The organism is Bacillus sp. LQ01, assembly GCF_057624735.1.
On sequence record NZ_JBYEZL010000001.1, the window covers coordinates 209406 to 235267 of the forward strand.

The 25862-nt window shown below is 33.5% G+C and carries 33 protein-coding genes and 3 pseudogenes; 21 read left to right on the forward strand and 15 right to left on the reverse strand.

Annotation, left to right across the window (positions count from 1 at the left end; translation table 11 throughout):
- The first annotated feature begins 149 nt into the window (after positions 1–149).
- Together AC22L0_RS01130 and AC22L0_RS01135 are read left to right on the forward strand one after the other, a co-directional pair.
- Positions 150–1580, forward strand: a complete 1431-nt coding sequence (locus AC22L0_RS01130; RefSeq protein WP_087966247.1) for a YfcC family protein — start codon at positions 150–152, stop codon at positions 1578–1580.
- A gap of 226 nt (positions 1581–1806) precedes the next feature.
- Positions 1807–1959, forward strand: coding sequence for a hypothetical protein (locus AC22L0_RS01135; protein ID WP_000394754.1), 153 nt, complete (start codon positions 1807–1809; stop codon positions 1957–1959).
- Positions 1960–2288: 329 nt separating this feature from the next.
- Here AC22L0_RS01135 and AC22L0_RS01140 read toward each other — a convergent pair whose 3' ends face one another.
- On the reverse strand, positions 2289–2864 hold the full coding sequence (locus AC22L0_RS01140; protein WP_087966245.1) for a TetR/AcrR family transcriptional regulator: 576 nt from the start codon (positions 2862–2864) through the stop codon (positions 2289–2291).
- Positions 2865–3006: 142 nt separating this feature from the next.
- Here AC22L0_RS01140 and AC22L0_RS01145 point away from each other — a divergent pair, with 142 nt between their 5' ends.
- Positions 3007–4482 (forward strand): MDR family MFS transporter, encoded by a 1476-nt coding sequence (locus AC22L0_RS01145; RefSeq protein WP_087966242.1) that lies wholly within the window; start codon positions 3007–3009, stop codon positions 4480–4482.
- Positions 4483–4613: 131 nt separating this feature from the next.
- Here the strand turns inward: AC22L0_RS01145 and AC22L0_RS01150 are convergent, their stop codons facing one another.
- Positions 4614–4814, reverse strand: a complete 201-nt coding sequence (locus tag AC22L0_RS01150) for a hypothetical protein (protein WP_001038824.1) — start codon at positions 4812–4814, stop codon at positions 4614–4616.
- Positions 4815–5000: 186 nt separating this feature from the next.
- Between AC22L0_RS01150 and AC22L0_RS01155 the strand changes: the two genes are divergently transcribed.
- Entirely contained in the window at positions 5001–5561 is a 561-nt protein-coding gene (locus AC22L0_RS01155) for a PRK06770 family protein (RefSeq protein WP_087966240.1), read from the forward strand.
- A 92-nt stretch (positions 5562–5653) separates the two neighbouring features.
- Here AC22L0_RS01155 and AC22L0_RS01160 read toward each other — a convergent pair whose 3' ends face one another.
- Positions 5654–5788 (reverse strand): hypothetical protein, encoded by a 135-nt coding sequence (locus AC22L0_RS01160; protein WP_276575657.1) that lies wholly within the window; start codon positions 5786–5788, stop codon positions 5654–5656.
- A 213-nt stretch (positions 5789–6001) separates the two neighbouring features.
- Between AC22L0_RS01160 and AC22L0_RS01165 the strand changes: the two genes are divergently transcribed.
- The 5 genes from AC22L0_RS01165 (at position 6002) to AC22L0_RS01185 (ending at position 9151) form a co-directional block, all read left to right on the forward strand.
- Complete coding sequence (locus AC22L0_RS01165; RefSeq protein WP_000540375.1) at positions 6002–6109, forward strand: YjcZ family sporulation protein; 108 nt, start codon at positions 6002–6004, stop codon at positions 6107–6109.
- 132 nt (positions 6110–6241) lie between these two features.
- A complete protein-coding gene (locus tag AC22L0_RS01170; RefSeq protein WP_087966238.1) occupies positions 6242–6787 on the forward strand; it encodes a GNAT family N-acetyltransferase in 546 nt (181 codons plus the stop codon).
- 597 nt (positions 6788–7384) lie between these two features.
- The gene (locus tag AC22L0_RS01175; protein ID WP_087966236.1) at positions 7385–7972 is read left to right on the forward strand and encodes an excalibur calcium-binding domain-containing protein; all 588 of its coding nucleotides are present in this window, start codon (positions 7385–7387) and stop codon (positions 7970–7972) included.
- Between the two features lie 56 nt (positions 7973–8028).
- Complete coding sequence (locus AC22L0_RS01180; protein ID WP_087966234.1) at positions 8029–8691, forward strand: class D sortase; 663 nt, start codon at positions 8029–8031, stop codon at positions 8689–8691.
- 181 nt (positions 8692–8872) lie between these two features.
- A complete protein-coding gene (locus AC22L0_RS01185) occupies positions 8873–9151 on the forward strand; it encodes an ArsR/SmtB family transcription factor (RefSeq protein ID WP_000347623.1) in 279 nt (92 codons plus the stop codon).
- Positions 9152–9286: 135 nt separating this feature from the next.
- Here the strand turns inward: AC22L0_RS01185 and AC22L0_RS01190 are convergent, their stop codons facing one another.
- Positions 9287–9397, reverse strand: a complete 111-nt coding sequence (locus AC22L0_RS01190) for a YjcZ family sporulation protein (protein WP_000540371.1) — start codon at positions 9395–9397, stop codon at positions 9287–9289.
- A gap of 128 nt (positions 9398–9525) precedes the next feature.
- Between AC22L0_RS01190 and AC22L0_RS01195 the strand changes: the two are divergent.
- From AC22L0_RS01195 to AC22L0_RS01205, 3 genes and pseudogenes are all read left to right on the forward strand, one after another.
- Positions 9526–10110 (forward strand): annotated as a pseudogene (locus AC22L0_RS01195) (hypothetical protein); the annotation flags it as partial.
- Positions 10111–10159: 49 nt separating this feature from the next.
- Positions 10160–10483 (forward strand): hypothetical protein, encoded by a 324-nt coding sequence (locus AC22L0_RS01200; RefSeq protein ID WP_001025896.1) that lies wholly within the window; start codon positions 10160–10162, stop codon positions 10481–10483.
- Between the two features lie 364 nt (positions 10484–10847).
- Positions 10848–11182: pseudogene (locus AC22L0_RS01205) on the forward strand (GNAT family N-acetyltransferase); the annotation flags it as partial.
- A 55-nt stretch (positions 11183–11237) separates the two neighbouring features.
- Here AC22L0_RS01205 and AC22L0_RS01210 read toward each other — a convergent pair.
- Positions 11238–11621 carry a hypothetical protein gene (locus AC22L0_RS01210; protein ID WP_000968627.1) on the reverse strand — a complete coding sequence of 128 codons (384 nt, stop codon included), beginning with the start codon at positions 11619–11621 and terminating at the stop codon, positions 11238–11240.
- 1 nt (position 11622) lies between these two features.
- Positions 11623–12786 carry an alpha/beta hydrolase family protein gene (locus AC22L0_RS01215; RefSeq protein WP_087966228.1) on the reverse strand — a complete coding sequence of 388 codons (1164 nt, stop codon included), beginning with the start codon at positions 12784–12786 and terminating at the stop codon, positions 11623–11625.
- A 58-nt stretch (positions 12787–12844) separates the two neighbouring features.
- Here AC22L0_RS01215 and AC22L0_RS01220 point away from each other — a divergent pair, with 58 nt between their 5' ends.
- Positions 12845–13228: a DUF1433 domain-containing protein gene (locus tag AC22L0_RS01220; protein WP_087966226.1), complete on the forward strand. Its 384-nt coding sequence runs from the start codon at positions 12845–12847 to the stop codon at positions 13226–13228.
- Between the two features lie 75 nt (positions 13229–13303).
- Positions 13304–13687 (forward strand): DUF1433 domain-containing protein, encoded by a 384-nt coding sequence (locus AC22L0_RS01225; protein WP_087966224.1) that lies wholly within the window; start codon positions 13304–13306, stop codon positions 13685–13687.
- A gap of 215 nt (positions 13688–13902) precedes the next feature.
- Here the strand turns inward: AC22L0_RS01225 and AC22L0_RS01230 are convergent, their stop codons facing one another.
- A complete protein-coding gene (locus AC22L0_RS01230) occupies positions 13903–15285 on the reverse strand; it encodes an alpha/beta hydrolase (RefSeq protein ID WP_087966222.1) in 1383 nt (460 codons plus the stop codon).
- Between the two features lie 670 nt (positions 15286–15955).
- Positions 15956–16066 (reverse strand): YjcZ family sporulation protein, encoded by a 111-nt coding sequence (locus AC22L0_RS01235; protein ID WP_000540371.1) that lies wholly within the window; start codon positions 16064–16066, stop codon positions 15956–15958.
- Between the two features lie 598 nt (positions 16067–16664).
- Here AC22L0_RS01235 and AC22L0_RS01240 point away from each other — a divergent pair.
- Together AC22L0_RS01240 and AC22L0_RS01245 are read left to right on the forward strand one after the other, a co-directional pair.
- On the forward strand, positions 16665–17099 hold the full coding sequence (locus tag AC22L0_RS01240; protein ID WP_002100802.1) for a hypothetical protein: 435 nt from the start codon (positions 16665–16667) through the stop codon (positions 17097–17099).
- Between the two features lie 237 nt (positions 17100–17336).
- Positions 17337–18038, forward strand: coding sequence for a YrrS family protein (locus AC22L0_RS01245; RefSeq protein WP_487272089.1), 702 nt, complete (start codon positions 17337–17339; stop codon positions 18036–18038).
- A gap of 553 nt (positions 18039–18591) precedes the next feature.
- Here AC22L0_RS01245 and AC22L0_RS01250 read toward each other — a convergent pair.
- Positions 18592–18717, reverse strand: coding sequence for a YjcZ family sporulation protein (locus tag AC22L0_RS01250; protein ID WP_000540377.1), 126 nt, complete (start codon positions 18715–18717; stop codon positions 18592–18594).
- A 197-nt stretch (positions 18718–18914) separates the two neighbouring features.
- On the opposite strand from AC22L0_RS01250, the gene AC22L0_RS01255 reads away from it, so the two are divergent.
- Positions 18915–19172, forward strand: a complete 258-nt coding sequence (locus AC22L0_RS01255; RefSeq protein WP_000013694.1) for a hypothetical protein — start codon at positions 18915–18917, stop codon at positions 19170–19172.
- Between the two features lie 104 nt (positions 19173–19276).
- Here the strand turns inward: AC22L0_RS01255 and AC22L0_RS01260 are convergent, their stop codons facing one another.
- Together AC22L0_RS01260 and AC22L0_RS01265 are read right to left on the reverse strand one after the other, a co-directional pair.
- Complete coding sequence (locus AC22L0_RS01260; RefSeq protein WP_087966218.1) at positions 19277–19822, reverse strand: DUF4352 domain-containing protein; 546 nt, start codon at positions 19820–19822, stop codon at positions 19277–19279.
- A gap of 357 nt (positions 19823–20179) precedes the next feature.
- Complete coding sequence (locus tag AC22L0_RS01265; protein ID WP_000400966.1) at positions 20180–20464, reverse strand: YmzC family protein; 285 nt, start codon at positions 20462–20464, stop codon at positions 20180–20182.
- A gap of 436 nt (positions 20465–20900) precedes the next feature.
- Between AC22L0_RS01265 and AC22L0_RS01270 the strand changes: the two genes are divergently transcribed.
- Genes AC22L0_RS01270 through AC22L0_RS01280 form a run of 3 tightly spaced genes read left to right on the forward strand, consistent with a single transcriptional unit; the run spans position 20901 to position 22330 of the window.
- On the forward strand, positions 20901–21359 hold the full coding sequence (locus AC22L0_RS01270) for a MarR family winged helix-turn-helix transcriptional regulator (protein ID WP_000198950.1): 459 nt from the start codon (positions 20901–20903) through the stop codon (positions 21357–21359).
- Positions 21352–21936: a CDP-diacylglycerol--serine O-phosphatidyltransferase gene (gene pssA, locus AC22L0_RS01275; protein ID WP_000041621.1), complete on the forward strand. Its 585-nt coding sequence runs from the start codon at positions 21352–21354 to the stop codon at positions 21934–21936. Before AC22L0_RS01270 ends, pssA begins: the two co-directional genes overlap by 8 nt.
- Before the next feature lie 22 nt (positions 21937–21958).
- A complete protein-coding gene (locus AC22L0_RS01280; RefSeq protein ID WP_000620583.1) occupies positions 21959–22330 on the forward strand; it encodes an ATP synthase subunit I in 372 nt (123 codons plus the stop codon).
- Positions 22331–22452: 122 nt separating this feature from the next.
- Here the strand turns inward: AC22L0_RS01280 and AC22L0_RS01285 are convergent, their stop codons facing one another.
- The 4 genes and pseudogenes from AC22L0_RS01285 to AC22L0_RS01300 form a co-directional block, all read right to left on the reverse strand.
- A complete protein-coding gene (locus AC22L0_RS01285; RefSeq protein ID WP_000505689.1) occupies positions 22453–22557 on the reverse strand; it encodes a YjcZ family sporulation protein in 105 nt (34 codons plus the stop codon).
- Between the two features lie 355 nt (positions 22558–22912).
- The gene (locus tag AC22L0_RS01290; protein WP_087966215.1) at positions 22913–24088 is read right to left on the reverse strand and encodes an MFS transporter; all 1176 of its coding nucleotides are present in this window, start codon (positions 24086–24088) and stop codon (positions 22913–22915) included.
- A 286-nt stretch (positions 24089–24374) separates the two neighbouring features.
- On the reverse strand, positions 24375–24686 hold the full coding sequence (locus AC22L0_RS01295) for an ArsR/SmtB family transcription factor (RefSeq protein ID WP_000433539.1): 312 nt from the start codon (positions 24684–24686) through the stop codon (positions 24375–24377).
- Positions 24687–24879: 193 nt separating this feature from the next.
- Positions 24880–24981 (reverse strand): annotated as a pseudogene (locus AC22L0_RS01300) (TetR family transcriptional regulator); the annotation flags it as partial.
- Positions 24982–25197: 216 nt separating this feature from the next.
- On the opposite strand from AC22L0_RS01300, the gene AC22L0_RS01305 reads away from it, so the two are divergent.
- Complete coding sequence (locus AC22L0_RS01305; protein WP_000379423.1) at positions 25198–25824, forward strand: VanZ family protein; 627 nt, start codon at positions 25198–25200, stop codon at positions 25822–25824.
- The last annotated feature ends 38 nt before the right edge of the window (positions 25825–25862 follow it).

The window sequence follows — 25862 nt, forward strand, 5'->3', positions numbered from 1 at the left end:
TTATAAATAAAAGAATTGGTGGATAGCTTGGTATGTCATGGTTGTGGGGGCAACCAGACTGCCGGCTGCCCGGAAAAGTAATAATCAGTGGGGGATGAACGAACCCCCCATTGATCAAAGTTTCACTTTATTGCAAAGGGGATTGGTATATGAGTCAAGTATCAGAGAAGGCAGTTTCATTCGAGCCAGAAGGAAAAAAGGAAAGAAAAGAATGGAAAATAAACGTATTTGCAATGTTACTTGTCTTGTTAGTTATTGCGGCTGTGATTACACATATATTGCCGGCCGGAAAATATGAACAGATTGAAAAAAATGGGTATACAACAGTAGATCCAAATTCATTTAAGTGGATTGAATCAACGCCACTTGGATTTTTTGATACGGTAAAATCTATTCCTACAGGGATGGTAGAAGCCGCTAATATTATCTTTTTTATTCTTATTATCGGAGGTTTTTTTGGTGTATTAAAGGCATCCGGTACAGTTGAGGCTCTTGTTTCAACGATGGCAAAAAAACTTGCTAACCGTGAAAAGTTAATGATTCCTATTATCATGCTGTTCTTTGCACTTGGCGGGTCATTAATGGGAATGGCTGAGGAAGCTTTAGTGTATGTACCTCTATTCATCCCGCTAGCTCTTGCGGTTGGATTTGATACGATAACAGGAACTGCGATGGTACTTGTAGGAGCGTCCGTCGGATTTACAACGGCAATTATGAATCCGTTTACAGTTGGTCTGGCGCAAGGGATAGCAGGTCTTCCTATGTATTCGGGGATGGGGTTCCGCCTCATTTTATTCGTAGTCATATATGTAATTACGGTTACATTCGTCTATCGTCATGCGATGAAAGTAAAGAAGGATCCTGCAAGTGGAATTTACGGAAAACTCGATACAAAGAAGCAAGACAGCCTGCTAACATCTAAAGTAGGATTAACAAAAAGACATAAATGGATATTAACGGCCTTTTTAATCAATTATATTATTCTTGTATTTGGTGTTATTAAGTACGAGTGGTATATAAAAGAAATTGCAGCCTTATTTATTATTTTAACTATAATCATTGCAATCCTTGGCAAGATATCTCTTGATGATACTGTAGAATCTTTCACACAAGGATCGGCATCGTTAATCGGGGGAGCTTTAATCATTGGTGTATCCCGCGCTATTTTAGTTGTATTGAATCAAGGGCATATTATAGATCCGCTACTGTATCAAGTATCGGAAGGAATGGAACATATTTCTCCTTTTTTAAGTGTTGTTGGAATGTACAACTTCCAAGTAGCGATTCATTTTATTTTAGCATCAGGTAGTGGCCATGCGATGTTGACAATGCCTATCATGGCGCCACTTGCAGATTTATTGGACATTACACGCCAAACAGCCGTATTATCCTTTTCATTCGCGGATGGTATTGGAAATATTATTTTTCCGACAGGTGGTACGCTAATGGCTGGATTAGCAATTGCAGGAATTTCATGGACAAGGTGGGCAAGGTGGATTCTTCCTTTAATTCTAATTGAATACTCAATCGGTTTACTAGCAGTTATAATTGCTCATCTTATTGGTTATGGTCCGTCTTAATAAAAGGTGAATATGCTTTCAGTTATAGAAAGTTCGGATTTGAAGAAGATCGCTAAATAATGGTGATAGAAAAGCCCGGTTTAGAAGGGCTTTTTTTCTATGCAAAATTTCATTTGTTTGGTTTACATAATATCTTTACAATCATTTGATAAAATATATGTAACTGCATATTGTGAGGGTGGGTGGTTATCCCTTCTTTCCATTTGGAAGGAAAGGGGGTGATAATATGGAGTTTTTGTTTGACCTTGTAAAAGAATTTGTAAAAGCGACTGTACGTGAAGTTTCAGCGTATTTTTTGCGGAAGCAACTTCTGGATAAGGACAACAAAAAACCCACTCCGCGCCGTAGGAAGCAAAAGGGTGGGTTTCGTAAAAAATAGTAACGTGTAATAACCACCACCCTATACGGTAGCAGTTAAGGAAGAGATGTTAGCGCATCTCTTCTTTTTATTATATGCCATTTTATTTGATGTCATACTTATATAGTATTCTACGGAAAATATATCATATTCCTATTTTGTGGTCAATTTGATCCCGCTTTAACGGGCAGTAAGACCCCCACCTCAAAATTCAGTGGAAGCAAAGAAGTTAGGTGGGGGATCAACTGTCCGTAAAAGTCTGATTGGTTCAACTAATAATCAGTGGGGGATGAACAAAACCCCCCACTGATTAAAGTTTCACTTTATTGCATGATTGAACAGGTGTAGTCTTATTCTTTTTCAAACTGAAAAATATCCCTGTTAATAAGTTGGTGGAGATACCTATCCATTTCAGCAGCAGAAACTTTTCTTTCATTTTTAAACCACCATGCGCTTAATGAGGTGATTGCCCCTGAATAAAATTCAATGATTAGATCATTTGGCATCGTATGATTTTTGCGCAGTTGATGTAACGCTTCTATTTCTTGTTTTCTCGTTTCGTGACTTAAATACTGTGTCCGGTTAATAAATTGTTCATCAGACATTTGCGTTTCTAATATTTTACCGATTTCTTCATGGTGTAGAAATTGTTCCATTACTTGAAATGGTTTACTTAATCGATCTGAAACGGGTATTTCAGCAATCATCTTGCTGTATCGTTTAAATCCAAATGCTAATAAAGCATCTTTATCTTCGAAGTGTTTATAAAAGGTTGTTCGGTGTACCATCGCACGGTCACATATTTGGTTAATCGTGATCGTACTATATTTCTGTTTTGATTGCGTCATTAATTCAAATAAGGAATCCCACAGTAATTTATGTGTACGTCTAATGCGTAAATCAAGTTGTTTTTCATTATCGTTCATCTACAATTCTCCTTTTTTGTAGATTAAATATACAGTGGCTGAAAATTGATTCTCCCTTTTTAATCTACATATGTATATTATATTACATGTGTTCCGGTGTATTTAAAGTTTTTTAAGTAAGAAACAGGAGGAGAATCTGTAAATGAATATGACAACTAAGAGCCCAGCAAGTGGCAAAGTTGATACTTCTAATTTGAAACATACCCCCATTTTAATTGCATTACTTTTAGGTGCAATGGTTGCATTATTAAATGAAACATTACTTGGAAATGCGTTAACGGTATTAATGAAAGAATTTGACGTAACGGCTTCAACGATTCAATGGCTTTCTACAGCATACATGTTAGTAGTTGGGGTTTTAGTTCCAATTACAGCGTTACTTCAGCAATGGCTCACAACGAGACAAATGTTTTTGATCGCTATGGTAACGTTTTTAGTCGGTACATTAATTGCGGGATTTGCACCGACATTTTCTGTTTTATTAATTGGCCGTATCGTCCAAGCTGTAGCGACGGGGTTAATTACACCGTTATTAATGAATACGATTTTAATCATTTGTCCACCTGAAAAACGTGGTGCGACAATGGGATTAATTGCACTCGTGATGATGGCAGCTCCGGCAATTGGCCCTACATTATCTGGAGTAATTGTGGATTCATTAAATTGGCGCTGGTTATTCTATATTGTTATTCCTATCGTGATCATTTCCATTATGATTGGGATGAAGTACATTCAAAATGTTTCAGAGTTAACAAGGCCAAAAGTAGATTACCCATCTATCCTTTTATCGACATTAGGATTTGGCGGGCTTGTGTATAGCTTTAGTGCATCGGGTGATTTAGGATGGTCCGATGCAAAAGTGTATGGCACTTTAATTGTTGGGCTTATCTCATTATGTATTTTTGTCGTTCGACAATTGAAAATTGAGAATCCAATTTTAGAATTACGAGCATTTAAAGTTCCGATGTTTACATTATCAGTTGGATTAATTGTCATTGTGATGATGTCGTTATTTTCAACGATGACTTTATTACCGATGTTCCTGCAAACCGTTTTACTCGTTACAGCTTTTAAATCAGGAATTATCATGCTTCCGGGAAGTGTTATTAGCGCCATAATGGGACCAATCGCAGGTAAACTATTTGATAAATTTAGTCCCAAAGTTATTATCGTTCCCGGTATTGTGTTAGTAGGGATAGCAATGTTCTTATTTAAAGGCATTACTCCTGATACATCAATGGTACAAATTATTTTCATGCATAGTGTATTAATGGTTGGACTCATGTTTGTTATGACAGCACAAACATACGGTTTAAATCAATTAACACCAGATTTATATCCGCACGGAACAGCACTGTTTAGTACACTGCAACAAGTAGCTGGCGCAATTGGTACAGCTATATTCATATCGAAAATGTCTTCAGGAACAACTAGCTATATGGAAAGCTCCGCAAATCCACTGGATCCAGTAGAGAAGTTAAACGGTTTAACATCCGGATTCCAAGGTGCATTTACACTTGGGCTAGTCTTTATAATTGTTGCGTTTATCATATCGTTGTTTTTAAAAGAAGAGAAAAAGGGAGTAAAGGCAGCGAGGGTTTTACAGAACGAACATTAAGGTTTATATAAAAAAGACATCTTTCCCTAAAAAAGATGTCTTTTTTATATTTTTTTCGTAACACTTGTTTTTGATGTCTTAATACATAAGAATTGGTATGTAAAATATTTGTATTTTTTGAACATGAATAATTATTGAGAATAACGATGCAAAGCTGTGCTAATAACTAAAAGTCCAATAATGAGAGAAAGTGTTCTTATAATAAGTTCTGCCACTAATAGTTCACCAAATGATTTAGTGACATCGTATATAGATCCTGTTATGAGAATAGGTGCAATCATAATTATAATTCCAATTATTATTTGAAGAAGTAGATTGATGTTTTTATTCAAGACAATCACCTCCAAAAAAATAGGGAATGAAAATATGATTTTTTTGTATTATAAAATGATTATATCGTATTACATTAGACGATGAGAATATTTTTAAATAGTAGAAATTAGAGACTCTTCAATAAAAAGGAATTAAATATGGTATTCTTTAGTTAAGATATGTAAACGAAGACGGGGGAAATGAAGATGGATAAGAAGCTAAAGTATTGGCTAGCATCTATTATAGGGGGAGTAGTACTTGCAACTGGTATGACTTATGGAATATTACAGTTTGCTGAAGTCCCGCTTAAGGGTGAGGACCATGTTTTTGCAGAGGTTAATAAAGAAGACATACTATCGAATGAAGCAGAAGTGAAAGGTTCAAATGCACAACTTCACATTACAGTAACTTCTACTGAAGAAGAAGTTATTTCAGCTATGCATAGCATGACTCATCAAAAAGTAAAAGCGTGTGAAGGAAAGGGAGCAACCCCTATGTCCAAAAAGAATGCAGAGAAAGTAAGAAATATTCTAAACGGAAACAATTTCAAGAACAAAGAAGAGCTATTAGCAATTACTGAAAGATGGGCAAATAGAGATTTTAGTAAAATTGTAGAAGAACATAACTATTTTATTAAACTTCAAGGTGGCAAGATAGGTGAAGCTACAGTGATGGATAAGGTAGACGAGAAAGTATTCTGTCTCAATACTTTCGGTGATGATGTAACGGCCGCATTAATTAAATCAGGAGATCTTCAAGCGCTGTAAGGTGTTTTTTCTCTGATATAAAGAAAGCCTCAAGTATTCATATACTTGAGGCTTTTCCAATGGAAAGATAGGAATGGTCCGAATTCTTTACATTAAGAACAAAGTGGAATTACTCCTAAACCAATTAATAAAGCTGCAGTAACTGCTGGAATTGGTACAGGAATTTGAATACCTTCTACAAATAAGAAATATTGACCACTTACTATTTTAAAACAAACTAATTGCATGGCTATTCCTCCCTTCTTTTAGGATTAATACATTATATTAATTTATCTATCTATTGATATAGTTAAATTATTATTTTTAAAAATATAGTTAATATGTGAATAGTCTTCGAAAGGACCTGCTCAATCAATGCGGAAAAACATAAGATGAAACGAATCCATTAAAATACATGAGTGAACCTTAGTTTTCCCCTCTTATCTAAAGGAGGAACTATTATGGGTTATGGTGGTAGTTGTGGCGGTTGTGGCTTTTCTGGAGGCTTTGCTTTATTAGTTGTGTTATTCATTTTATTAATCATCGTTGGAGCTTCTTGCTTCTGCTAAAAACTATTGGAAAAGACACTCATATAGAGTGTCTTTTCTTTCGTGCAAAATGATTCCTGACAATAGCCAACTGTATAAAGTATACGGTATACTTTTGCCTCATTAGACATATAAAAATGTTGGAGGGATGTTATGAAACTAGTAGGGAAGCACATTTATATTCGGCTTTATAAAACTGATGATGCCAACGAGTTAGCTAACTTACATATTAGAAATCGCGGATTTTTTCAACGAGTTTGTCCGTTGCTCCCAGAAGTTTTTTATACAGAAGAACATCAAAAAATACGTCTTGAACAAGCTCTAAAAAAGACAGCTGAAGGGCAAGTATACCCTTTTGGAATCTTTTTAAGAGAAAATGATAAACTGATTGGAGACATTTCATTAACTCAAATTGTTAGGGGAGACCTCCAAAGCTGTTATACGGGATTCACTTTAGATAAGGAGCATAATGCAAAGGGCTATACAACAGAGGCTCTTCAACTTGTTGTAGATTTTGCTTTTAGGGAATTAAAGCTACATAGAATTGAAGCAGGAGCGATGCTTGATAATATAGCATCTATTCGTGTATTAGAAAAAGTGGGATTTAAAAAAGAAGGTATAGCGAAAGAAAATATAAGGATTAATGGCAAATGGACAGATCATCAAATATTAGCTATTATCAACAATTTGGATGTGTAAGCTTATTTTGATCTCAATAAAGATAATCATGTAACTCTTCAAATTTTACCAACTGTTTTATAGAGACCTTTACAATGTTTGGATCAGAAACTAACCCTACAAGTCTTGAAATTCCATCTAACTCTATTTGAAAATTTTACAACTAACCACAACAAAACTCTTATTCGCTCTAGTTTTAGCCCTATATTTGCTGCGTTCGTCACATTGACTAGTAGAACATTTAATTTCACAACTCCACAAACAATTAGATTAACACCAGGGAGATACAAGGACTTTCTTATTTGAGGATGTTAAATGTCACTTCAGTTAACGCTTCATCAATGCCATTATTTATCCAACAAACAACATATATTTGTTATGATAAATCAAATTCATATTACTGTGAGAATAGTGATTATGGTTATTAGTAGTTATTAAAGAGGGCCTTTGCTCTTTTTTTATTTTCTTTCGACATAATATTACAATATATGAATTAACAGTTTGGTATTATTATCTAGAAATCTTACATTTATCTACAAATTATTATTGTATTTTTAGATTTTTAAATGTAAAATATTTCAATGTAAATACATACCATTTAGGGGGATAAAGAAATTTATGAAAAAATTATTAGCTTCAGCAACAGCGGTAACACTATTAACAGTGGGGTACAGTTCTTCTGCATTTGCAGCTAAGAGTCCTAATGATACAAAAAACTGTGGACATTTTAAAAGTCAACAGGATGCTCAAGTATTCTGGGATCAAAATGGATATGGTGTTGGGAATGATCCACATCGTTTAGATAATGATAAAGACGGCATTCCATGTGAAGATTATAAATATCCAAAGAGCACAAATACTACAACAGAAAATAAAGAAACTACTAAACCTCAAGAACAACCTAAACAAGAAAATACTAAACAGGAAAACACTAAACAAGAACCTGTTAAACAAGAAAACACTAAGCAAGAGAATTCAAAACAAAACAACCAAACAACAAATAATAAACAAGAACAAACTAAGCCTCAAACAACTGCAAAAGAAACAAAGAAAAATACTAATACAGTTGTGAAAAAAGAAACGAAAAAACAAGGTGAAAAATTACCTAATACAGCATCAAACGGTGTTACAATGATGTTAGCAAGCTTAGGATTAGCATTAGCTGGTTCTGTATTAATGTTCCGTCGTAAAAAGACAAACGCATAAAATAGTTCCTTAAAACGGCAGGAGAAATCCTGTCGTTTTCAAATGGAGTGATAAAAGTGAATAAAAAACAATGGATAGGCTTATGTTTAACTGTTATTGGACTTACTATCTTTTCCTATTATTTTCTAGAATGGTATAGTGCTAGACAATCAGCAGAGTCGTTAACAACTAACGAGGCTAAACAATATGAGACCTCCACACCTTCTAAAGAAAATGAAACGCAAAACATCAATCAAACAGAGACAGAGACAAAGATTGACACTTCATTACAAGAAGAACCTGTACAAATTCCCGCTTCAAAGGTAAACCATCAGTTAGGAGATAAAGTAGCATATTTAATTATCCCTAAAATACAAAAGAAATACTCTATATATTGGGGAGCTGATGATAAAGTACTAAAAAAGGGTGTAGGTATGTTTGTTAGTGACTTAACTACTACACCATCTGGAAATGGTCATACAGTTTTAAGTGGACATAGAGATACTGTTTTTACCGAGCTTGGTCAATTAAAGGAAAATGACCAACTTATCGTGGAATATGAAAATAAAACATATACATATGAAATTAACAAGCATTGGATAACAGATTCAGAAGATCGAACAGTTATTGTAGAAAAAAGTGAGCCAACATTAACATTAACAACTTGTTATCCTTTTGACTATATAGGAGACGCTCCAGATCGGTACATAATTGAAGCATCTCTACTTTCCATTCATTGAGGATGGAAAGTCCAATACACATTAATTTTAATAATATGTATTGGACTCCCATTCAAGTAACATTTTTCTCAATGAATATTTGGTATATTTTAGGGTGTTTTTCACTATTTTTATGTTAAGATATTTTGGTTGATATTCATCTTATTTTAGGAGGTTGGAAAATCTGTTACATGCTTTTCATATGGATTTTAGTTTCTATACCGAAAGTATAAAAGTTTTAGGGTTATTAGGGAATTCTACTCGCTTATCAATTGTTTGTAAATTGATTACATATGGATCGTTGTCAGTTTCTGATTTAAGTAAGCAAACAAGAATTACAGAGGATTTGATTGTACAACATTTGCGTAAATTAGCCTTTGGAAATATTGTAATTAGTGAACGTATAGGGAAAAGGCTTTATTTCAAAATAAAAGATAATAAAACAATTGAGATTATTAAGGTATTAGGATTACTAAGTTAATTTTCATTACTTTCAATATAAATGATTTTGCTATAACTCAATTGTGCAAAATCACATTTAGCCTGCCTACGGAAATAGGGAGGTTTTTAATATACAAAAAGGCGCCCATATAAGGGTGCCTTTTCCAATAGTTTTTTAGCAGAAGCAACTGCATCCGATAATGATTAATAAAATAAACAATACAACTAATAAAGCGAATCCTCCAGCGAAACCGCAGCCTTCGCCACAACTACCACCATATCCCATAACAATAGTGCCTCCTTTAAATTAGAGGGTAAAACTAGGGTTCATTCCATGGATTTTAATGGGTTCACTTTACCTTATGTTTTTAAGAATTAATTGAGCAGGTCCTTTTGAAAATAAGGGAAAGATGATCTATGGCGCTTGATTTTATTCCAGTTGTTGGACAAATTAAACAAGGTTTACAAATTTATAATGGAAGAGAATTTTTCACAGACAGAAAATATGAGCCGAATGATTATGTATGGGGAACTGTTTCTACAGTTGTAGGTGGCACTCCTAAAGTTATTGGTCGAGTATTTGGTAAATATGGAGAGTTAGAGCAAAAAGCGAAGGATTTAGGGAAAGTATCAAAGGTAACTGAAGAGATTGGATGGAGTATGCCAAGAGGTGGCGGCGTCATTGATGGGCGTAAGTATACTGAACATGCGCTTGAAAGAATGGCACCTGATACAATTCAGGTTCGAGCAGAACTTACAAAGCGTGCACGCGAAAGAGCTGAAAGGAATGGTTACACATTCGGATCAAAAGAATACATGGAGGAATTAAAAAAAGTTGATCTACGTGGTGTAACACCAAGTGTAGTAGAAGAAACAATTAAGCATGCTACTAAAAAACCTGGAAATAAACCTGGTCTATGGCAATACGATGGGAAAGATGTTAGAGTCGTATTGAATGATAATGGCGATGTTGTTTCCGTTGTACCTAATAAATCGTGAATATTATAAATAAAGTGGATTGAGCCCATTCACGTAAGGAGTTGTTAAATTGAATATACAATATGATGAATATGAATTATTAGAAATATTCGAGAGTGAACCAGAAGATTATTTTATTCCAGGTGCAGGTGCATATAGGTATAATAAAATAGATAAATTAGGTTTTGAATTAGTAATGATTATGTGTTATTACGAGGAAACTGTTGAATTAAATTTGTATTATAAAAATAAATGCATCTTTGAAACCAAGATGCATTCGGCGAAACGAATCTATACCCGTAATGACTCATTATATGTCCAAGGTGGCGTAGAAAACAAAACAATCGAAGTAAAATTCAAGCCACATTTTACAGTTACAATAAATGAGTTTTAAAAACTTGAAATCAATGTTCGTAAATATTCTGAACATGCTTTAGAAAGAATGGCTCCGGATACAATACAAGTTCGAGCTGAATTAGAGGCACATGCCAAAAGTAGAGGGCTTGTACGTAGTACACAGAAATTTAAAGAATTTGTTAATCCTAGAGGTATCACACCTTCTGTAGTAGATTTTCTGTGCCTTTCCATCGGAAAATCAAGACTGATATAAAAAATGAGTAGAAAAAACAAGGCTCTTACTTCGTGGATACCACTACAAAGTAAGAGCCTTGTTTCATTATATTTGTTCATACAGTTTTCCTTGTAGTCTTCTATTTTCATCCTTCAATCTCTTATTCTTTATCAATTTTTCGAACAGGTTGATAGCAAAAGTTTTTTATACAAAATAACATCAAAAAATACGTCTTGAACAAGTATGAAAAAAGAAAGCTGAAGGGCAAGTAATCCTTTTGGAATCTTTTTAAGAGAAAATGATAAACTGATCGGAGACATTTCATTAACTCAAATTGTTAGGGGAGACCTCCAAAGCTGTTATACAGGATTTACTTTAGATAAGGAGCATAATGCAAAGGGCTATACAACAGAGGCTCTTCAACTTGTTGTATATTTTGCTTTTAGGGAATTAAAGCTACATAGAATTGAAGCAGGAGCAATGCTTGATAATATAGCATCTATTCGTGTATTAGAAAAAGTCCTACATAAGGGGACTTTTTCTAATACATATAGATTAAAATAATAATAGAAATTTTTTATTTTTTTCCACAACTATTAATTAAATCATATTGTTTAGAAATCATTTCATTTCGAATTTGATCGAGATGTTTATGTAATGTTTCTTTTATTGCACTACCTGTTTTGCTTTCAAAACTTTTGTTTAATTCAATTCCTTGTTCAGATAAACTTTTGCATACATCATGAAATGCTTCTTTGTTTTTTTGAATGGCATGTTTTTGGCTTGCTACTATGCTATTTGTTTTGAATGCTACATCAGTTTTTAAAAGTGATTGTTGCAGTTCTTTTTCTAATTGCTTTTTAACAGCTTGCAACTCATCTATAATAGTTCCAACTGCACCAACTGTAGCTTTCTCTATTTCTTTCTCTATTTTTTGAATTTCCCCTATAAAATCCATCATATTATCTCGCCGCCAGTCCTTCAAAATTTGTTCCTAATTGATTATCTTTATCTCGTAATGAATTAGCTGCATAAGCAATATCATCTCCAAAATGAATCAATTCTTTTTGTTTTTTCCGTAAAAGATGAATTAGTTCTTCTGCTAGTTGTACATCATGAAAATAGTCTTTTCCGTTTTGGGATATTTTTGCAACCTCTCTAATTGCTTCATCTACTTCATGTTCTTCTAACAGATGATATTTTCCTCCAGGGCCTGTCTCATGCTTCAATTGACTCTTTAATTTCGCAACTTCCTCTTCTTCTTGTTGTTGAAATCTTTCTATATTTCTAATAATATCAGATAATATATCGCTTATTTTTTGTATCTCTTTTGCATGACGAATGATATCATCTGGTTCTAATTTTAGTCGAACACTACCATTATTGTGGAACATTTCTAGAAATGTTGACATTGGATGTTGTCCCATAAATACAGCCGCGAGAATACTATCTGTTCCATTACTTTTCGTTGTAAATTGTTTACCAATCATAGGTGCTCCAAATTGATTGAAATTTCCTACAGCATCTTCTTTATGAGTATAATCTACTACTTTATTTTCCATTACGCCTTCATCTACTCGTTTTTTTGCTTTATCACTTAGTAATCTATAAATATTTGGTGCCGCATATGTTGTTGCATAACAATTCATTTCTGCTGCTACATATTGAGCCTCCGCAGCACCTTTACTATGTCCGGTAGTGTGAATAGATGTAGGATTATATTTTTTCTTAATTTTTTCTGTAAATTCTAATGCACTATCAAATGATGTCGGAGCTTTTCCGCCTGCTACACCAATGTTCTTTTTCTGTCCAAGTGTAATTTGAACTATATCTGTGGTTTTATCTCCATCGAATCTATCAAATTCAGTACCACGGAATGCAATGATTACATCGTCATACTGTTTTTTACCAGGCTTATACTTATTTGCAGGTACTACAGCGATTGCTTGTAATCCATTTTTTACTTTTGTTTTATCTGCATCAAATGTTTCTATAACTACCCATTTTTTATTATTTGACCCTTTTATTTCTTTTTCAATTTCTAAAACTCCGGGTTCATAAACTTGATCGGATAGTTCGAAATAATCTTCATCTGTGGCAATTGGATTTTTTTTCAATTCACTCATATGTTTCAACTCATTTCATGGTATATTTTAAATATATTCAAACACAAGGGGATTTTAAATGAAAAAGAAATTGGTGATTGTTTTATCCATTATTTGTATTATAGCAGGAGGATATTTTACTATGGAATACTTAAAACAAAAAGAAAAAGAAGAAAAGTTTTGGAAAGTACAAGAGGCACGAGTAGAAAAGTATATTCACTATAATATTAAAGATGTAAAATCTATTACATTTACAGAAAATAAGATAAGTCCAATGGGAGTTCCTCATATAAAAGGTTATATAAATAATAATAAAGAATTAGATTTTATAGCTAGTATAAGTACAACTGAAAACTTTGAAGACAAATTTACGCGTTCTGGGAAATTAGGAAAACTTATAAAAGATCCTGAAAAATCAGTATCTGAAATTGAAAAAGAAGAGAAAGAAAAGAAACAAGAGTAGTTTTTAGACTATTATTGTCCTCTGTATCCTATTTTAAGAAGAGTGCATTGATAATTATTTAAAAGGTGATTTTCTATGAAGAAAATAATGATTTTGATTGTATCTGCTGTGGTGATCATAGCAGGAGGATATTTTACTATGGAATACTTAAAACAAAAAGAAAAAGAAGAAAAGTTTTGGAAAGTACAAGAGGCACGAGTAGAAAAGTATATTCATTATAATATCGAAGGTGTAAAATCTATTACGTTTACAAAAAAAGATGTAAGTCCAATGGGAGTTCCTTCTGTAGAAGGATATATAAATAATGATAAGGAATTATGGTTTGATGCAAGTATAAGTACTACAGATAAATTTGAGGATAAGTTTGGTTGTTCTGGGGAATTAGATAAAATGATTAAAAAACCAGCAAAATCAGTATCTGAAATTGAAAATGAAGAGAAGGAAAAGAAACAAGAGTAGTCTCTTTAACTACTCTTGTTTCTTTATTCTAGGGGTACCGCCCATCACCGTTAAGCTCACAGAACAGGTTGCTCTTAAAATGAACTTCATTGCTATAAAAGACTCTAATTTTTCGTTTTGGGGCAAATATTATATAAAATAATAGCTATCTCTGAATCACTAGTTTCAAAAAGCCTTCATGCAATGATGATTGCATGAAGGCTTTTGATGTTTTCTTATTTTTTTGTCTCGTTGACCCATGTAATAATGTCCTGGATGACGTATTCGGGAACGTTAGCAGGGATTTCATATTCACTAGGGAGGCTTAATTCCCCGTCACCCTCCGTGAAGAAATGATTCAATTTCGGATATTTTTTGAACTGAACATTCCCGCGGTTTGAAAGTCCTTTCTGCCATTTTGTATATTCATCTTTTACTGTTACTTGATAATCACGTGCTCCTTGCAGAATGAGTAAAGGCTCTTTTCTTAATTTTGCCTCTTCAACTGGACGCCACCTAGAAACATCATACATAAAATGAGGTGACCCAAAATTGTAGCCAGCTGGAGGATGGTCAGGATTGAAAGTAGGATCCTGAATAAAAGCAGCCTGTCTTTTTAGTTCATCGATTTCTTCCTTTGGTTTCCCAAGGTATTGATACTGATCAATGGAAATTTCAGTCAAAGGGCGTGCAGGTGGTGCGAGTAAGATGCTTCCTCGGACAAGTGAGGAAGGTGCTTTGCTTAGTATACGTGGCATTGTGCCAGCTCCTAGGCTATGTCCAAGAATGAAAATATTATTTGGATCAATGCCTTCCTGCTGCGCTGCTGATTTTGCTGCAAATATAGCATCATCTGTAGTATCACGGTCTAACGTAACAGGTTCTGTACTCATCTTTAATGTATGTTCTAAGGTGCGTTTTTCATAGCGCAACACTGCAATTCCTTTGGATGAAAGGCCCACTGCAATGTCTCGTAAGATTTTTGTTCCCATATATGTGCTATCGCGATCATGGATGCCAGCACCATGAACAAGAACAACTACGGGCAGCTTTTCACCACGCTTATGTTTCGGAATTGTTAATGTGGCTGGTAACGGATAGGTAGAATTTCCAATGACGATTTCACGTTCTTGATAGGAATCAGGTTGATCATAGCTAGGATGGGGGATGGTAAAATATTCCTCAGGTGACCTTTCTCCAACTTCATCTACTTTCCCGCCAGGTGTGAATTTAAGGAGTAGCGGTATGGTAGTTCCTTCGGTAGCTGCTGGAATTTCTACCGTCTGATGGACCAAGTTTCGTTCTTTTATCACGGGGGTTCCCATGCTTTTTATCCTGCTCCAGCCACTTTGTGTCCACCAGTTTTGTAATGTGGTTGCTGTAAACTTGGATTGAAAAGCAGTAGACGTCAACTGTATTGCCTCTGCATACTTACCTTGCTGGAGATATTCAAAAAATAATGATGTACGCTCCGTTAAAGAGACTAGTTTCTTTTCAGCAGATTGTTCCTCATGTGTATCTGCGTGAATAGTTGTTGTAAGCGGGAAAGATGAAACACCTAAAGAAAAGAGTAGGGTAAATGTAAGGACTGATTTTTGTATTTTCTTTTTTTTATTCATGTTTTAACCTCCAATATGTGATGGTAAAAAACAGGTATGGTAATTAGAATTCTGGTACGAAAACTTCAAAATATTTGCAAGCAATCTCCAAAGCTTGGACATACTAATATTATTATTCTAAAAAAATGTAGATTTCTTCTCTTGTTACATGCATATTAATCCCAGAAATAATCTTTTTTCCTTCACTTTATATTTTGATTATACGAAGCAAAGCTCTCGTTTTTCTTACTTGATACTTACAAATTCCTTAAGTAGAGGATATTTTAAAATTTTGGCTGTATGAATATGTAGCGGTACTCCTATGTTAAGAGATAGCTTAAGGACCGAGGATTATATTGTTTTTATAAAGAGTTGATGTTATGTTTGTTTTGTAACATATGGTGTTTTATGCATGTAGGAGGATTTATTGAAGAAATTATTAATATTGTTTTTATTAGCTACATTTTGTCTACAGATTACAGGATGTTCTAATAATATGGGTACACTAAGGGAGAAGTCTAAAACTTTAACAACTGTGAAGTCTAAACGCATCAATAAAGGGTGGTACAAACATATGTAATAGTTTGTATCACCCTTTGTTGATGTTAGAAGTCATAAGGAAAAGGTTGATAGTTAGATATTTTTCATAAAGAAAAGACACCCATATAAGAGTGTCCTTTCTAATAGTTTTTTAGCAGAAGCAACTGCATCCGATAATGATTAATAGTATAAAGAGTACAACAAGCAAAGCAAATCCTCCAGCAAAACCACAGCCTTCTCCGCAACTACCACCATAGCCCATAATAGTTCCTCCTTTAGGTAAGAGGATTAAAACTAAGGTTCATTCATGTATTTTAACGGGTTCACTTTACTTTATGTTTTTAAGAATGAATGGAGCAGGTCCTTTTTTATTTTATCGAAAGTAAACTTTTAGCCAGCAGTTTATTTTCCTACTATTGATTTTTATACGTATTTGGTGAAAAATCAAGGAGCTGCAAAAAAATACTATACCGAAAGTTCGGTATAGTAATGTGCATATCAAAGATCCCACTTTGGTATATCTCCGAAAGAGTCATAAAAATCTATGTTTTTTAATTCAGTTGCAAACTACAAAACTTTTTTTGAAAGAAATGTACATACAAATTATATTTTATTCCATAACTCTCTAACTTTTGTTCATGGTAGTCTGATATTGAAAAAATATAATATTTGGTACGACATCACTTTGTTTTTTTATAAAGTTTTGTAATTAAACTATAATATTGTATTTTTTTTGTATTATTGAAATTAGTAATAATAAAATGTATTATTGAAAAGCACAATTTATAATTCAAGTAATCAGGACTATGCGCCCATTATAATTTGAACATTCAGAAATTATAATATTGTCTAAAAATGAGGTGAGATTCATAGAAACAGTACATATTAAATGGTATGGAATGTATAGTATAAATGATTTTTATAATAGGGAAGAAGCTTCTAAGAAGGGGATATTTGCAATCTCTAGAGTATGTGCTAAGAGTGTAACATTGCTATATATAGGACAAACCAAAAGAAGCTTTATACAAAAGATAAGGGAACTTAATAAGGAGTGGCCTTTCGATGAGAGCGAATTAAAGATTACATTAGGAATAATAGAATTTCCTAGTGGTGAAATTTACTCTGAAAAGAAGGTAAAAGAGATAAAATCCCTTTTGATTTTACGACATACCCCATTAGAAAACGAAACATCTTTATTATACTATAGAGGGAAATTTAATTTAAAAATTATAAATAAGGGAAGAAGAGGTTTAATTGTTAAAAAGCTTTCTACAGGAGATCTAATATGGACATAATTGGAATCACCTTTGAATAAAATTGAAAGTTTCTTAAGTGCAGAAGCTTATCTATTTTTAATGTATTAAACTATTTTGAATAACATATGTCAGATACTTGAAAAAACACAAATTTTATTATGATATGAAATCCTGTATGGAAAGTGTAGTTTATTTCTATTGTTTAATAAAAATATTAAGAATTTTAGGGATAATACATAAAGAGTAGAGGAGAAAGTAAACACGGAGGTTTGAAGAATGGGACAAGTAAGCAGATTTCAAGAAAAACAACAGAATCGTCGTCAAAAGGCAATTTTTAATATTGCATTTACTTTGGTATTAGTGACAGTTGGTATAGTGACATACCAATTGTTTACCCCTTCTAATACATCAACGAAAGCAATTGCTCAAGAAAAGAAAGTAACAAAGATAGAAGAGAAGAAAACTGAAGATAAAGAAACAGCAAAGATAGAAGAGAAGAAAACTGAAGATAAAGAAACAGCAAAGATAGAAGAGAAGAAAACTGAAGATAAAGAAACAGCAAAGATAGAAGAGAAGAAAACTGAAGATAAAGAGGCAGCACAGCTAGAAGAGAAATCAAAAACAGAAAAATCGGTAAAAACGAACGGAACTGAAAATAATGAGGAAGAAAAAACGGCATCTCAAGAAAAGGGTTCTCAAACTAATCCTTCTTGGAAGCCAATTGGTACCGAGCAAGGAGCAAAACCTGAAATGAAATTTAAAGAAGGAACAGTAGATTGGAGTGAGATGAAAAAAGCAATTTCTTATGCTGTTGATGTTCCAGAGAGCCAATTGATTTTCGATTTTATTGGGAATAATGGTAATAATAAAGCCTACGGTAATATACGAGATAAGCAAAATAATAAAAAATATAAGGTTAATATTGATTGGGTAGAAAATCAGGGGTGGAAACCAGTATCTGTACAAGTGGTAAGATAAATAATAGAAATGTAATGATGTAAATCAGCTGTCCATATGGACAGCTGATTATTTTTTTGCTTAGCGTATTTTTTTGAAAATGCTGGTGGTACCTCGTTGAGAAACATGAATTAAATCTATATTTTGTTTTATTTACCTCACTACTTTATCCATAACTTCTTTATATTTATAATAGTAATTAGTTTCAAATAAATAGTTGTAGGGAAGAAAATGTTCCTTGTAAGTAGTAAGCATCCTTTACAATTTTAATTTATAATTATTTATAAAAAAGAAAAGACACCCTAAGGTGCCTTCTTTCGACTTGAACCATCTTAATTTTAATAATATATTGGACTCCCATCCAAATATTATTTTACCATGTTAAATTGTTTTATTCATTGAGAAATATAGTTTCATTTTATATTTAAAAGAATTCTATAGGCTAGAACCACCTATTAATTAGGGGGAACTGACATGTTAAGCTAATATTATAGTACTTCTAGAACGGAAATTTTTTTTAATATGTATACGAGCCACATACCAAAAAAAAAGACACTCTCAAGAGTGCCTCTCCTTAGCAGCCGAATCCGCCGCCCCAACAGCTAGCGCCAACGATGATTAATAAGATGAAGAGCACAACAAGTAAGGCAAATCCGCCGCCGAAACCACAGCCTCCACCACAACTACCGCCATAGCCCATATTAACTCCTCCTTCCATAAAGACCATTTATTAATGGATTTAATTTAATTTATGTTTTTAAGGATGAATGGAGCAGGTCCTTAAAAAAATAAAAGGATTTTAGAAGTTAAAAAGAGTTGACGACCTTATTTTTGTCACCGGTATCCCGCCTTCTACATATTGTATTTTATTCTGTGTATTGGGGGAAGGAGGATCTTATGGCTAATTCTGAGATGATTTTACGTTTACTTACGGATTTAAAGATTGAACAACAATTGCTGAAAGAACAGTTAGAGAAAATGCAAACAGCTGTGACTATTCTTGAAGAAAAATCAGTGACGCTTAAAGAAAAACCAGCGACGCTTAAAGAAAAAACAATGACTCCTGAAGAAAAACCATCTGTTACAAAGCAAAGAGCTTTTTCTGGACGCCCAACATCTTTTCGTGATTGGAGAGCATCTAGTCAAAAAAATTAGGGAATGTTATGTGAAATGATAAATAAAAAAGTACAGTCTGCTGTAGAAAAGACTGTACTTTTTTATGTTAGTAGAGAATGTTAAGGGAGACGTATTTATTTTGCCTATTCCAATTCCACTTTTAATTGGAGCTCTTTATCTAACTTATCATTATTAAATTTTAAAGTTAATCCTCGCGTGTTTTTCGGTACATCGAATACAATGTTTCCGTCCGAATGTTCATCAGGGTTAACAATACCAAATTTAAATGTAGACGTATTTGCATCTTTAAGTACGGATTGATATTCATTAGAAATGTGATATTCTCTTCCAAATTCATCAATTAATTTAAAGTCGTTAATATCTAGTGTAATGGGTTCTTCTTTACGATTATAAACTGCGATGTCTAATACTTTAAAGACACCTTGTGCTTTAACTTCTCCAGTCCCTATAACATCTAATGACTCGGCAGATCCCATTGACATGTATACATCAGAGGAATCTACATTGGTAGGAAGTTCTTTTTGCGAATCCTTGCTGCTAAGTTTGTCATTCTCTGTTTTTTTAGAAGTCGCCTGCTCATTTTTCGCAGGCGCATCATGTGAACCGCAAGCTGATACTCCAAACAAGAATGTGCTACATAATAATGAGGCTAATAACTTTTTGTTCATCGTTTCTTCCTTCCAAAATAGAAGCACTTTAATGAGTGCTATATATTTGTCTTTATATGTATTACATTTTATATCTTATTATATTAATTTTGGAAGGAAAAGGGAAAATGTTGTGCATTTCTCTGATTCGAGTTATTTATCCGTCTAAAAGTTGAAATTAAAATGAGCCCCATAAATGATAAACCATTCCACTAACAAAAAACACTAATCCTAAAAATAAAACAATTAAAGCAAGTATTCCATTTTTATTATGTTCCATAAAATTAGCTCCTTTTTCATTTACTTACATACAAAAAGCCTTTAGTCGTAATTATGGCTAAAGGCTGTGGTCATTATACTTTTGTGGTCAATATTACTTTATTTAGCTGTATCTGAGTAATATTCCTCAGCACGAAACTCTTTAATAAGTGATATTTCATTTGTATCTGGATTAAACTTAAATATTTTAATTTGATTTGATTCGTCTTTGTATGCAAATGTATTCTCACCAACTTGGGTCATATTGCTGGTGTTTAAGATAGGATCGCTACCGTGATCAGTAATTTCTACAGTTTTCTCCCGGTCCCAAAACGCAATGACAATAATCAAAATGATAAGACATACCCGTATAAAACGTAATTCTCTTGCAACAGGATGTTCCATCTGTTAGTCTCCTTTACTGTTTGATAGAGTCTGTTTATAAAAGAGATAATTCCTAGGAATATAAATAAAAAAGACACCGTAAAGTGTCTTTTTTATTTTAGTTATGCGCATTACTTAATAAGACGCTAGTTCCTCAGTCTGGCTATGAGTAACTATGTAGGGTAATTCCATTATAACATTTTAACCAGTAATGGGTCTATATGGAATTTTGTTGATTTTCTTTTTGATTATTCAGAATGACTTGCCAAGTATTTGGATGAGGAAAGCAGTGAGACAGAAGCGACTAAACATGTTTTAGAAGAGTGTCTTCTTTTTTGTATCATTGTGAGTAAAGTGTAGAGTTATATTTCCCTTTACACAAACATAACGGTATAATATAGTTAAGTTAAGTAAACTTAACTATTAAGCAAAACGAAATAAAAGCATGGAGGATGCTATGACTAGAACGTATAAAGAAGTAATTAATGAAATGAATCGAGCCTATACGGAACTCTATATTTTACTATTTCAAGATTTAAAGGATGAGTTCGGTCTTACTGGGCAGCAAGAGAGCATGTTATTTCATATTCATTTAAATGAAAACACGACAGCAAATAACATTGCGAGTACGTTTAATATAACGAAAAGTGCTGTGAGCCAAGTTTTATCGAAATTGGAAAAGCAACAGATGATTTCGAAACAAGTGAATCCTAACAATAAAAGGGAGTATTTCCTTACGATCGGTCCAAACGGTAGTAAATATATCGAAAGATTGTCTGAGTTAGATGATGTATTGATCGAGAAATATTTCTCGAAAATTGATATTGGAGCGTTGCAGCAAATGACTGATACGTTAACGAAAATAAATAAAGTGATATTGGAAGAAAAGCAGAAGGATCTTGAGTCTAATGAGTAAGAATGAAGATGAAGCAATTAGTAGAAAGGAGGAGAAGCGTGTGATGAGTTACATACCAAATATGATTACGATAGCAAATTTTGTGTGTGGGCTTTTGGCTATTCACGCTGTTTTCGTTCACGATATGCATGGTGCAGTTATGTTCATTATTACAGGTATGGTATTTGATCTGTTTGATGGTATGGTCGCTCGGAAACTAGATGCTGCTTCGGAAATAGGCGGAGAGTTAGACTCATTTGCGGATTTAGTGACCTTCGGTGTGGCACCATCTATTCTTGCCTATAGTGTCGCTTTAAAAGATTTGCAGTTTATCGGGATGATATGTGCGCTCGCTTATAGTATTTGCGGAATGCTGCGGCTTGCTAGATTTAACACGCAACAAAGCAAACTCCCAACATTCATCGGAATGCCCATTCCATTTGCGGCAATGTGTCTCCTCATTTTATGCCTCCTAAATAACCCAGTTTCCGTGGCATTTGGCACATGCGTACTCGCTTATTTAATGGTGAGCAAAATCAAATTCCCTCATTTTAAAAAAGATATATCGGAAAGCTTGAAGTCCGAAAGATGGGATTAATAGGAAAGATAAGGAGCATAATATGATTCGTATGGCATTAAGATCATTCAACATACAAATATATTGTTTATTAGGCGTGATGTTATTGGGATGGTTGCTGACACCTTTTCCAGCTCAGTTTGTAGGGATAAGCATCGGCCTTTTAGTGAGTATGTACTGCGCCTGGATTTTAGGAAGGCGTATCGAAAAGTTCGGAAATAGCATCGTAAAAAAAGAAAAAGCACCAATGCTCGGCATGATGAATCGGTTTGCAGCCGCCATACTCGGTGCGATTATTATGTATGAAATTGAACACAGTGAGTACATGTGGACATTTGCAGCTGGAATTATGGGTGGGTATTTCCTGATTATTATTAATTTGGGCTATTACAGTATGAGGGATGAGAAGAAATAAAGTGCTGTGTAAATAACTAATTTGGATGATTTGAATGTAAAAGCCTCAAAACTTTCTTTTCTAGAGAGCTTTTTATTACAAAGAAAAGACACCCATATAAGAGTGTCTTTTCCAATAGTTTTTTAGCAGAAGCAAGAAGCTCCAACAATGATTAATAAAATAAACAATACAACTAGTAAAGCAAAGCCGCCGCCACAACCACTACTACAACTACCACCAAATCCCATAATAGTTCCTCCTTTAATAAGAGGGGAAAACAAGGGGTCACTCATGTATTTTAATGGATTCAACTTACTTTATGTTTTTTACACAATAATTGAGCAGGTCCATTTGCAAATAAAGAAAAGACACCCTAAGGTGCCTTCCTCCGACTTGAACCATCTTAATTTTAATAATATTGGACTCCTGTCCGAATATTATTTTACCATGTTAAGTTGTTTTGTAAAATGTTCCATATCGATAATTGCAATAAACGTTTTAGTTTTGGAGTTATGTATCTGTCTAAACGTTGAAATTAATAAAAGTCCGATTGGTGAGGGCTGATTAAAGTTTCACTTTATCGAATTTGGAACTGAAAATGTACTAGCTTGATAATGAAGCCTGGCTATTAGAATTGAAAAATTTTAGTTTTATTATAATTAATAGAAATGAGAGTAGTGTGAATATAAAGCCGCTCCAAATAAGCTGGTGAATACCTAAGTTTGAAATGAACCAGCCTCCAATAGTGGTTCCTAAAGTAATTCCGAGATTTGAGAACGAAACGAATAGACTGTTACCAAATTCAGGTGCTTCTTTAGCTTCACTTATTAACCATGTTTGACCAACAATTAATCCACCAGCATGTACGATTCCCCAAATGAATACTATAAAAATCATTGGAACAAGGTAGGAACCTAAATAATAAACCAATATGTAAACAATAGAATATAGAATAGGGAATGATATTACAGTGTTTATTATGCTTTTTTGCAGGAGACCACCAAATAAATGATTACCTAAAATCATAACTATACCAAATATGAATAGCATGATACTGATGAGAGATCCATTCATGGAAGTTACTTTTGCAAGGTACTCGGCGAAGTAGCTGTATACGGAAAACATGGCTGCAAAAAGGAATGTGACGGTTAAAATATTTAACCATAATCCTGGTTTGCCGAGTATACGAATTTGTTTGCCGAAAGACATTTTTTCTTTAACAGGCATAGAAGGAAGTAGGAGTAGTATTCCAATGAATGCAAGATTGTTAACGAATGCTCCGAATAAGAAAGCCATTTCGAGTGAAAATTGGTCTGCAAGGTAAGAGGTTAGTGGTATACCTAAAGCGAAACCAACAGTAATTCCCATGAAAACTTTTGTAACTGCTTGACCGCTCTTTTCTGGAGGGACAAGTTTAGCAGCTGTTACAAGAGCGATTGAAAAGAAGAGTGGATGAAGCGCTGCCGGTAAAATACGAAAAACAAGCATGACTTCAAATTGTGTTGTATAAGCGTAGATTAAATTTGAAATAACAAATGTGAAAATTGCTGTTAATAAAATTATTTTGCGATTAATACTAGAGACGAGCAGAATTAAAAACGGACCAGAAATAGCAACAACTAGTGCAAATATACTTACTAAAAATCCAGCTTGTGTAGTTGAAATTCCGAACTTTTCAGTGATTTGTGGTAATACGCCGACAATACCCATCTCGGTAGTAATAATTCCGAACACACCTATTGCGAGTGTCAGAATAAGTAAAGGATTTACTTTTTTCATTTATAAAACTCTCCATTCGTATCAGTATTTTGAAAGTAAATTCATTAACAAAGAAGCATTATTATAAGCATGATTGGATGCCAATATTATCAGGAGTATGTAATCTGAAATACAATAACAGATATCTAAATAACTAGATATGATATATTAAAAAAATTTCTCCTTTCGATGTTTCTTGCTTTTACAGGCAGTGCAATTTATAAGAAGTCATTGGATACCTGTAAAAAAGCAGAATGTGTGAAAGCTAATAATCAATTAGTATGCTGATTGATTATTAGCTTTCATTTTATAATTCGTTTTGGACGTATTCAGAAAACTCTCGTATTGTTTTTTCATTTCGACGATAGTAGGTCCATTTTCCAATTCGGTCAGACTCTAGTAAGCCTGCTTTTTTCATAGTTAATAAATAACTAGAAATAACCGATTGAGCTAAGCCAGTTTTAAGCTGGATATCTCCTACACATACTCCAACTTGAAAGTTAAGGTCTTGTTCTAGGTAAGGTTTTTCGTCGAAATGGTTTTCTGGATTTTTTAACCATGATAAAATTTGACATCTTGTTTCATTTGACAATGCTTTATAAATTAATAAAGGTTCCATAAGGATATTATATCTACTTTTATAGATTTGTAAATGGGTTTTAGTGATTTTAAGGGAGGAAGGTATAGTTGATCCCCTTGAATAGGAATAAGATGCTCTTGATTTGTACCCTTTGTAAAGGACATTATAAAAAAAATCGGTAACCTAAAAAAGATGATTTCTGTATGCAAACAGGAGTCATCTTCTGTACATTCTATTGATAGCAAGAGTGATTATAGTACGTCATATATTTCTTAATTTCATGTTTTAACTGAACAAACGATTCACATGATTTTATATATGCTTCATCGGTTAAAGTATTACGAGGATTACGTGCAAAAATGATAATATTGTTAAGTGTAAGCATACTGTTGCCTAGCTATCAATGGTGGATTCCTAAGAAGAGTAATAATAAAACCCAACTGAAGATTTAAGAAAAATTTTATGTTTACCCCACTTTTTATTTTAAAAGTTTCTCCTATCCTATAAACAACAAAGTCATAGATGAAATTGTAAAGTTAGGGGATTCTACATGGATACAGGAGTTTTGATGAGTTATTTGTATACTTATTTTTTTACTATTATGTTTTGTATTGTGTTTCAAATTGGATTTTATTTTAAAGCGAAAAGAACTATATCTATTCTGCATTTTTTGTGGGTATATGTTTTTCTATTCTACCTTTCGCTAGTGTATAGGGTGACGCAGATCGCGACTGTATGGGATATAAGTAGATATGAAACGTGGATTCGTGTAAGTCAAATCAACTTGACTCTATTTGATACGGCAGGTAGTACGACGTATCTTTTGAACATTGTACTGTTTATGCCATTAGGTTTTTTATTACCGACTATTTGGTCGCAGTTTAGAAAAATGAAAAACACCGTATGTGCGGGATTCTTTTTTTCATTGGCAATTGAGTTAAACCAATTATTAAATAATAGAATTACAGATATTGATGATGTATTTACGAATACCCTTGGGGCAATTGTGGGGTATGTAATATATAGAGTTTTATTTAAAATGTTTAAAATGATATGTAAAAGAGAGGAAAAAAGGCTTGATACGAACTCTTCTTTAGTTATAAAATACGAGGCTGTTTTTTGTTTAGTTTTTTCATTTGTAGGTGCGATGTTCATTTATTATCCTGGAGACATGTAAGCCGGCGATCTATTCTAGTTCTTCTCGCTTATACACGG

What these genes read in the sequence shown, in the direction of transcription:
- AC22L0_RS01245 (WP_487272089.1), top strand. Translation starts at nt 17,337, where the DNA reads ATGGGACAAGTAAGCAGATTTCAAGAAAAACAACAGAATCGTCGTCAA.
- AC22L0_RS01280 (WP_000620583.1), top strand. Translation starts at nt 21,959, where the DNA reads ATGATTCGTATGGCATTAAGATCATTCAACATACAAATATATTGTTTA.
- AC22L0_RS01190 (WP_000540371.1), bottom strand. Translation starts at nt 9,397, where the DNA reads ATGGGATATGGTGGTAGTTGTGGCGAAGGCTGCGGTTTCGCTGGAGGA.
- AC22L0_RS01235 (WP_000540371.1), bottom strand. Translation starts at nt 16,066, where the DNA reads ATGGGCTATGGTGGTAGTTGCGGAGAAGGCTGTGGTTTTGCTGGAGGA.
- AC22L0_RS01145 (WP_087966242.1), top strand. Translation starts at nt 3,007, where the DNA reads ATGAATATGACAACTAAGAGCCCAGCAAGTGGCAAAGTTGATACTTCT.
- AC22L0_RS01185 (WP_000347623.1), top strand. Translation starts at nt 8,873, where the DNA reads ATGGATTTTAGTTTCTATACCGAAAGTATAAAAGTTTTAGGGTTATTA.
- AC22L0_RS01155 (WP_087966240.1), top strand. Translation starts at nt 5,001, where the DNA reads ATGGATAAGAAGCTAAAGTATTGGCTAGCATCTATTATAGGGGGAGTA.
- AC22L0_RS01220 (WP_087966226.1), top strand. Translation starts at nt 12,845, where the DNA reads ATGAAAAAGAAATTGGTGATTGTTTTATCCATTATTTGTATTATAGCA.
- AC22L0_RS01265 (WP_000400966.1), bottom strand. Translation starts at nt 20,464, where the DNA reads ATGGAACATCCTGTTGCAAGAGAATTACGTTTTATACGGGTATGTCTT.
- AC22L0_RS01295 (WP_000433539.1), bottom strand. Translation starts at nt 24,686, where the DNA reads ATGGAACCTTTATTAATTTATAAAGCATTGTCAAATGAAACAAGATGT.
- AC22L0_RS01135 (WP_000394754.1), top strand. Translation starts at nt 1,807, where the DNA reads ATGGAGTTTTTGTTTGACCTTGTAAAAGAATTTGTAAAAGCGACTGTA.
- AC22L0_RS01130 (WP_087966247.1), top strand. Translation starts at nt 150, where the DNA reads ATGAGTCAAGTATCAGAGAAGGCAGTTTCATTCGAGCCAGAAGGAAAA.
- AC22L0_RS01160 (WP_276575657.1), bottom strand. Translation starts at nt 5,788, where the DNA reads ATGCAATTAGTTTGTTTTAAAATAGTAAGTGGTCAATATTTCTTATTT.
- AC22L0_RS01225 (WP_087966224.1), top strand. Translation starts at nt 13,304, where the DNA reads ATGAAGAAAATAATGATTTTGATTGTATCTGCTGTGGTGATCATAGCA.
- AC22L0_RS01285 (WP_000505689.1), bottom strand. Translation starts at nt 22,557, where the DNA reads ATGGGATTTGGTGGTAGTTGTAGTAGTGGTTGTGGCGGCGGCTTTGCT.
- AC22L0_RS01215 (WP_087966228.1), bottom strand. Translation starts at nt 12,786, where the DNA reads ATGAGTGAATTGAAAAAAAATCCAATTGCCACAGATGAAGATTATTTC.
- AC22L0_RS01255 (WP_000013694.1), top strand. Translation starts at nt 18,915, where the DNA reads ATGGCTAATTCTGAGATGATTTTACGTTTACTTACGGATTTAAAGATT.
- AC22L0_RS01175 (WP_087966236.1), top strand. Translation starts at nt 7,385, where the DNA reads ATGAAAAAATTATTAGCTTCAGCAACAGCGGTAACACTATTAACAGTG.
- AC22L0_RS01230 (WP_087966222.1), bottom strand. Translation starts at nt 15,285, where the DNA reads ATGAATAAAAAAAAGAAAATACAAAAATCAGTCCTTACATTTACCCTA.
- pssA (WP_000041621.1), top strand. Translation starts at nt 21,352, where the DNA reads ATGAGTAAGAATGAAGATGAAGCAATTAGTAGAAAGGAGGAGAAGCGT.
- AC22L0_RS01250 (WP_000540377.1), bottom strand. Translation starts at nt 18,717, where the DNA reads ATGGGCTATGGCGGTAGTTGTGGTGGAGGCTGTGGTTTCGGCGGCGGA.
- AC22L0_RS01305 (WP_000379423.1), top strand. Translation starts at nt 25,198, where the DNA reads ATGGATACAGGAGTTTTGATGAGTTATTTGTATACTTATTTTTTTACT.
- AC22L0_RS01260 (WP_087966218.1), bottom strand. Translation starts at nt 19,822, where the DNA reads ATGAACAAAAAGTTATTAGCCTCATTATTATGTAGCACATTCTTGTTT.
- AC22L0_RS01165 (WP_000540375.1), top strand. Translation starts at nt 6,002, where the DNA reads ATGGGTTATGGTGGTAGTTGTGGCGGTTGTGGCTTTTCTGGAGGCTTT.
- AC22L0_RS01140 (WP_087966245.1), bottom strand. Translation starts at nt 2,864, where the DNA reads ATGAACGATAATGAAAAACAACTTGATTTACGCATTAGACGTACACAT.
- AC22L0_RS01290 (WP_087966215.1), bottom strand. Translation starts at nt 24,088, where the DNA reads ATGAAAAAAGTAAATCCTTTACTTATTCTGACACTCGCAATAGGTGTG.
- AC22L0_RS01170 (WP_087966238.1), top strand. Translation starts at nt 6,242, where the DNA reads ATGAAACTAGTAGGGAAGCACATTTATATTCGGCTTTATAAAACTGAT.
- AC22L0_RS01210 (WP_000968627.1), bottom strand. Translation starts at nt 11,621, where the DNA reads ATGATGGATTTTATAGGGGAAATTCAAAAAATAGAGAAAGAAATAGAG.
- AC22L0_RS01270 (WP_000198950.1), top strand. Translation starts at nt 20,901, where the DNA reads ATGACTAGAACGTATAAAGAAGTAATTAATGAAATGAATCGAGCCTAT.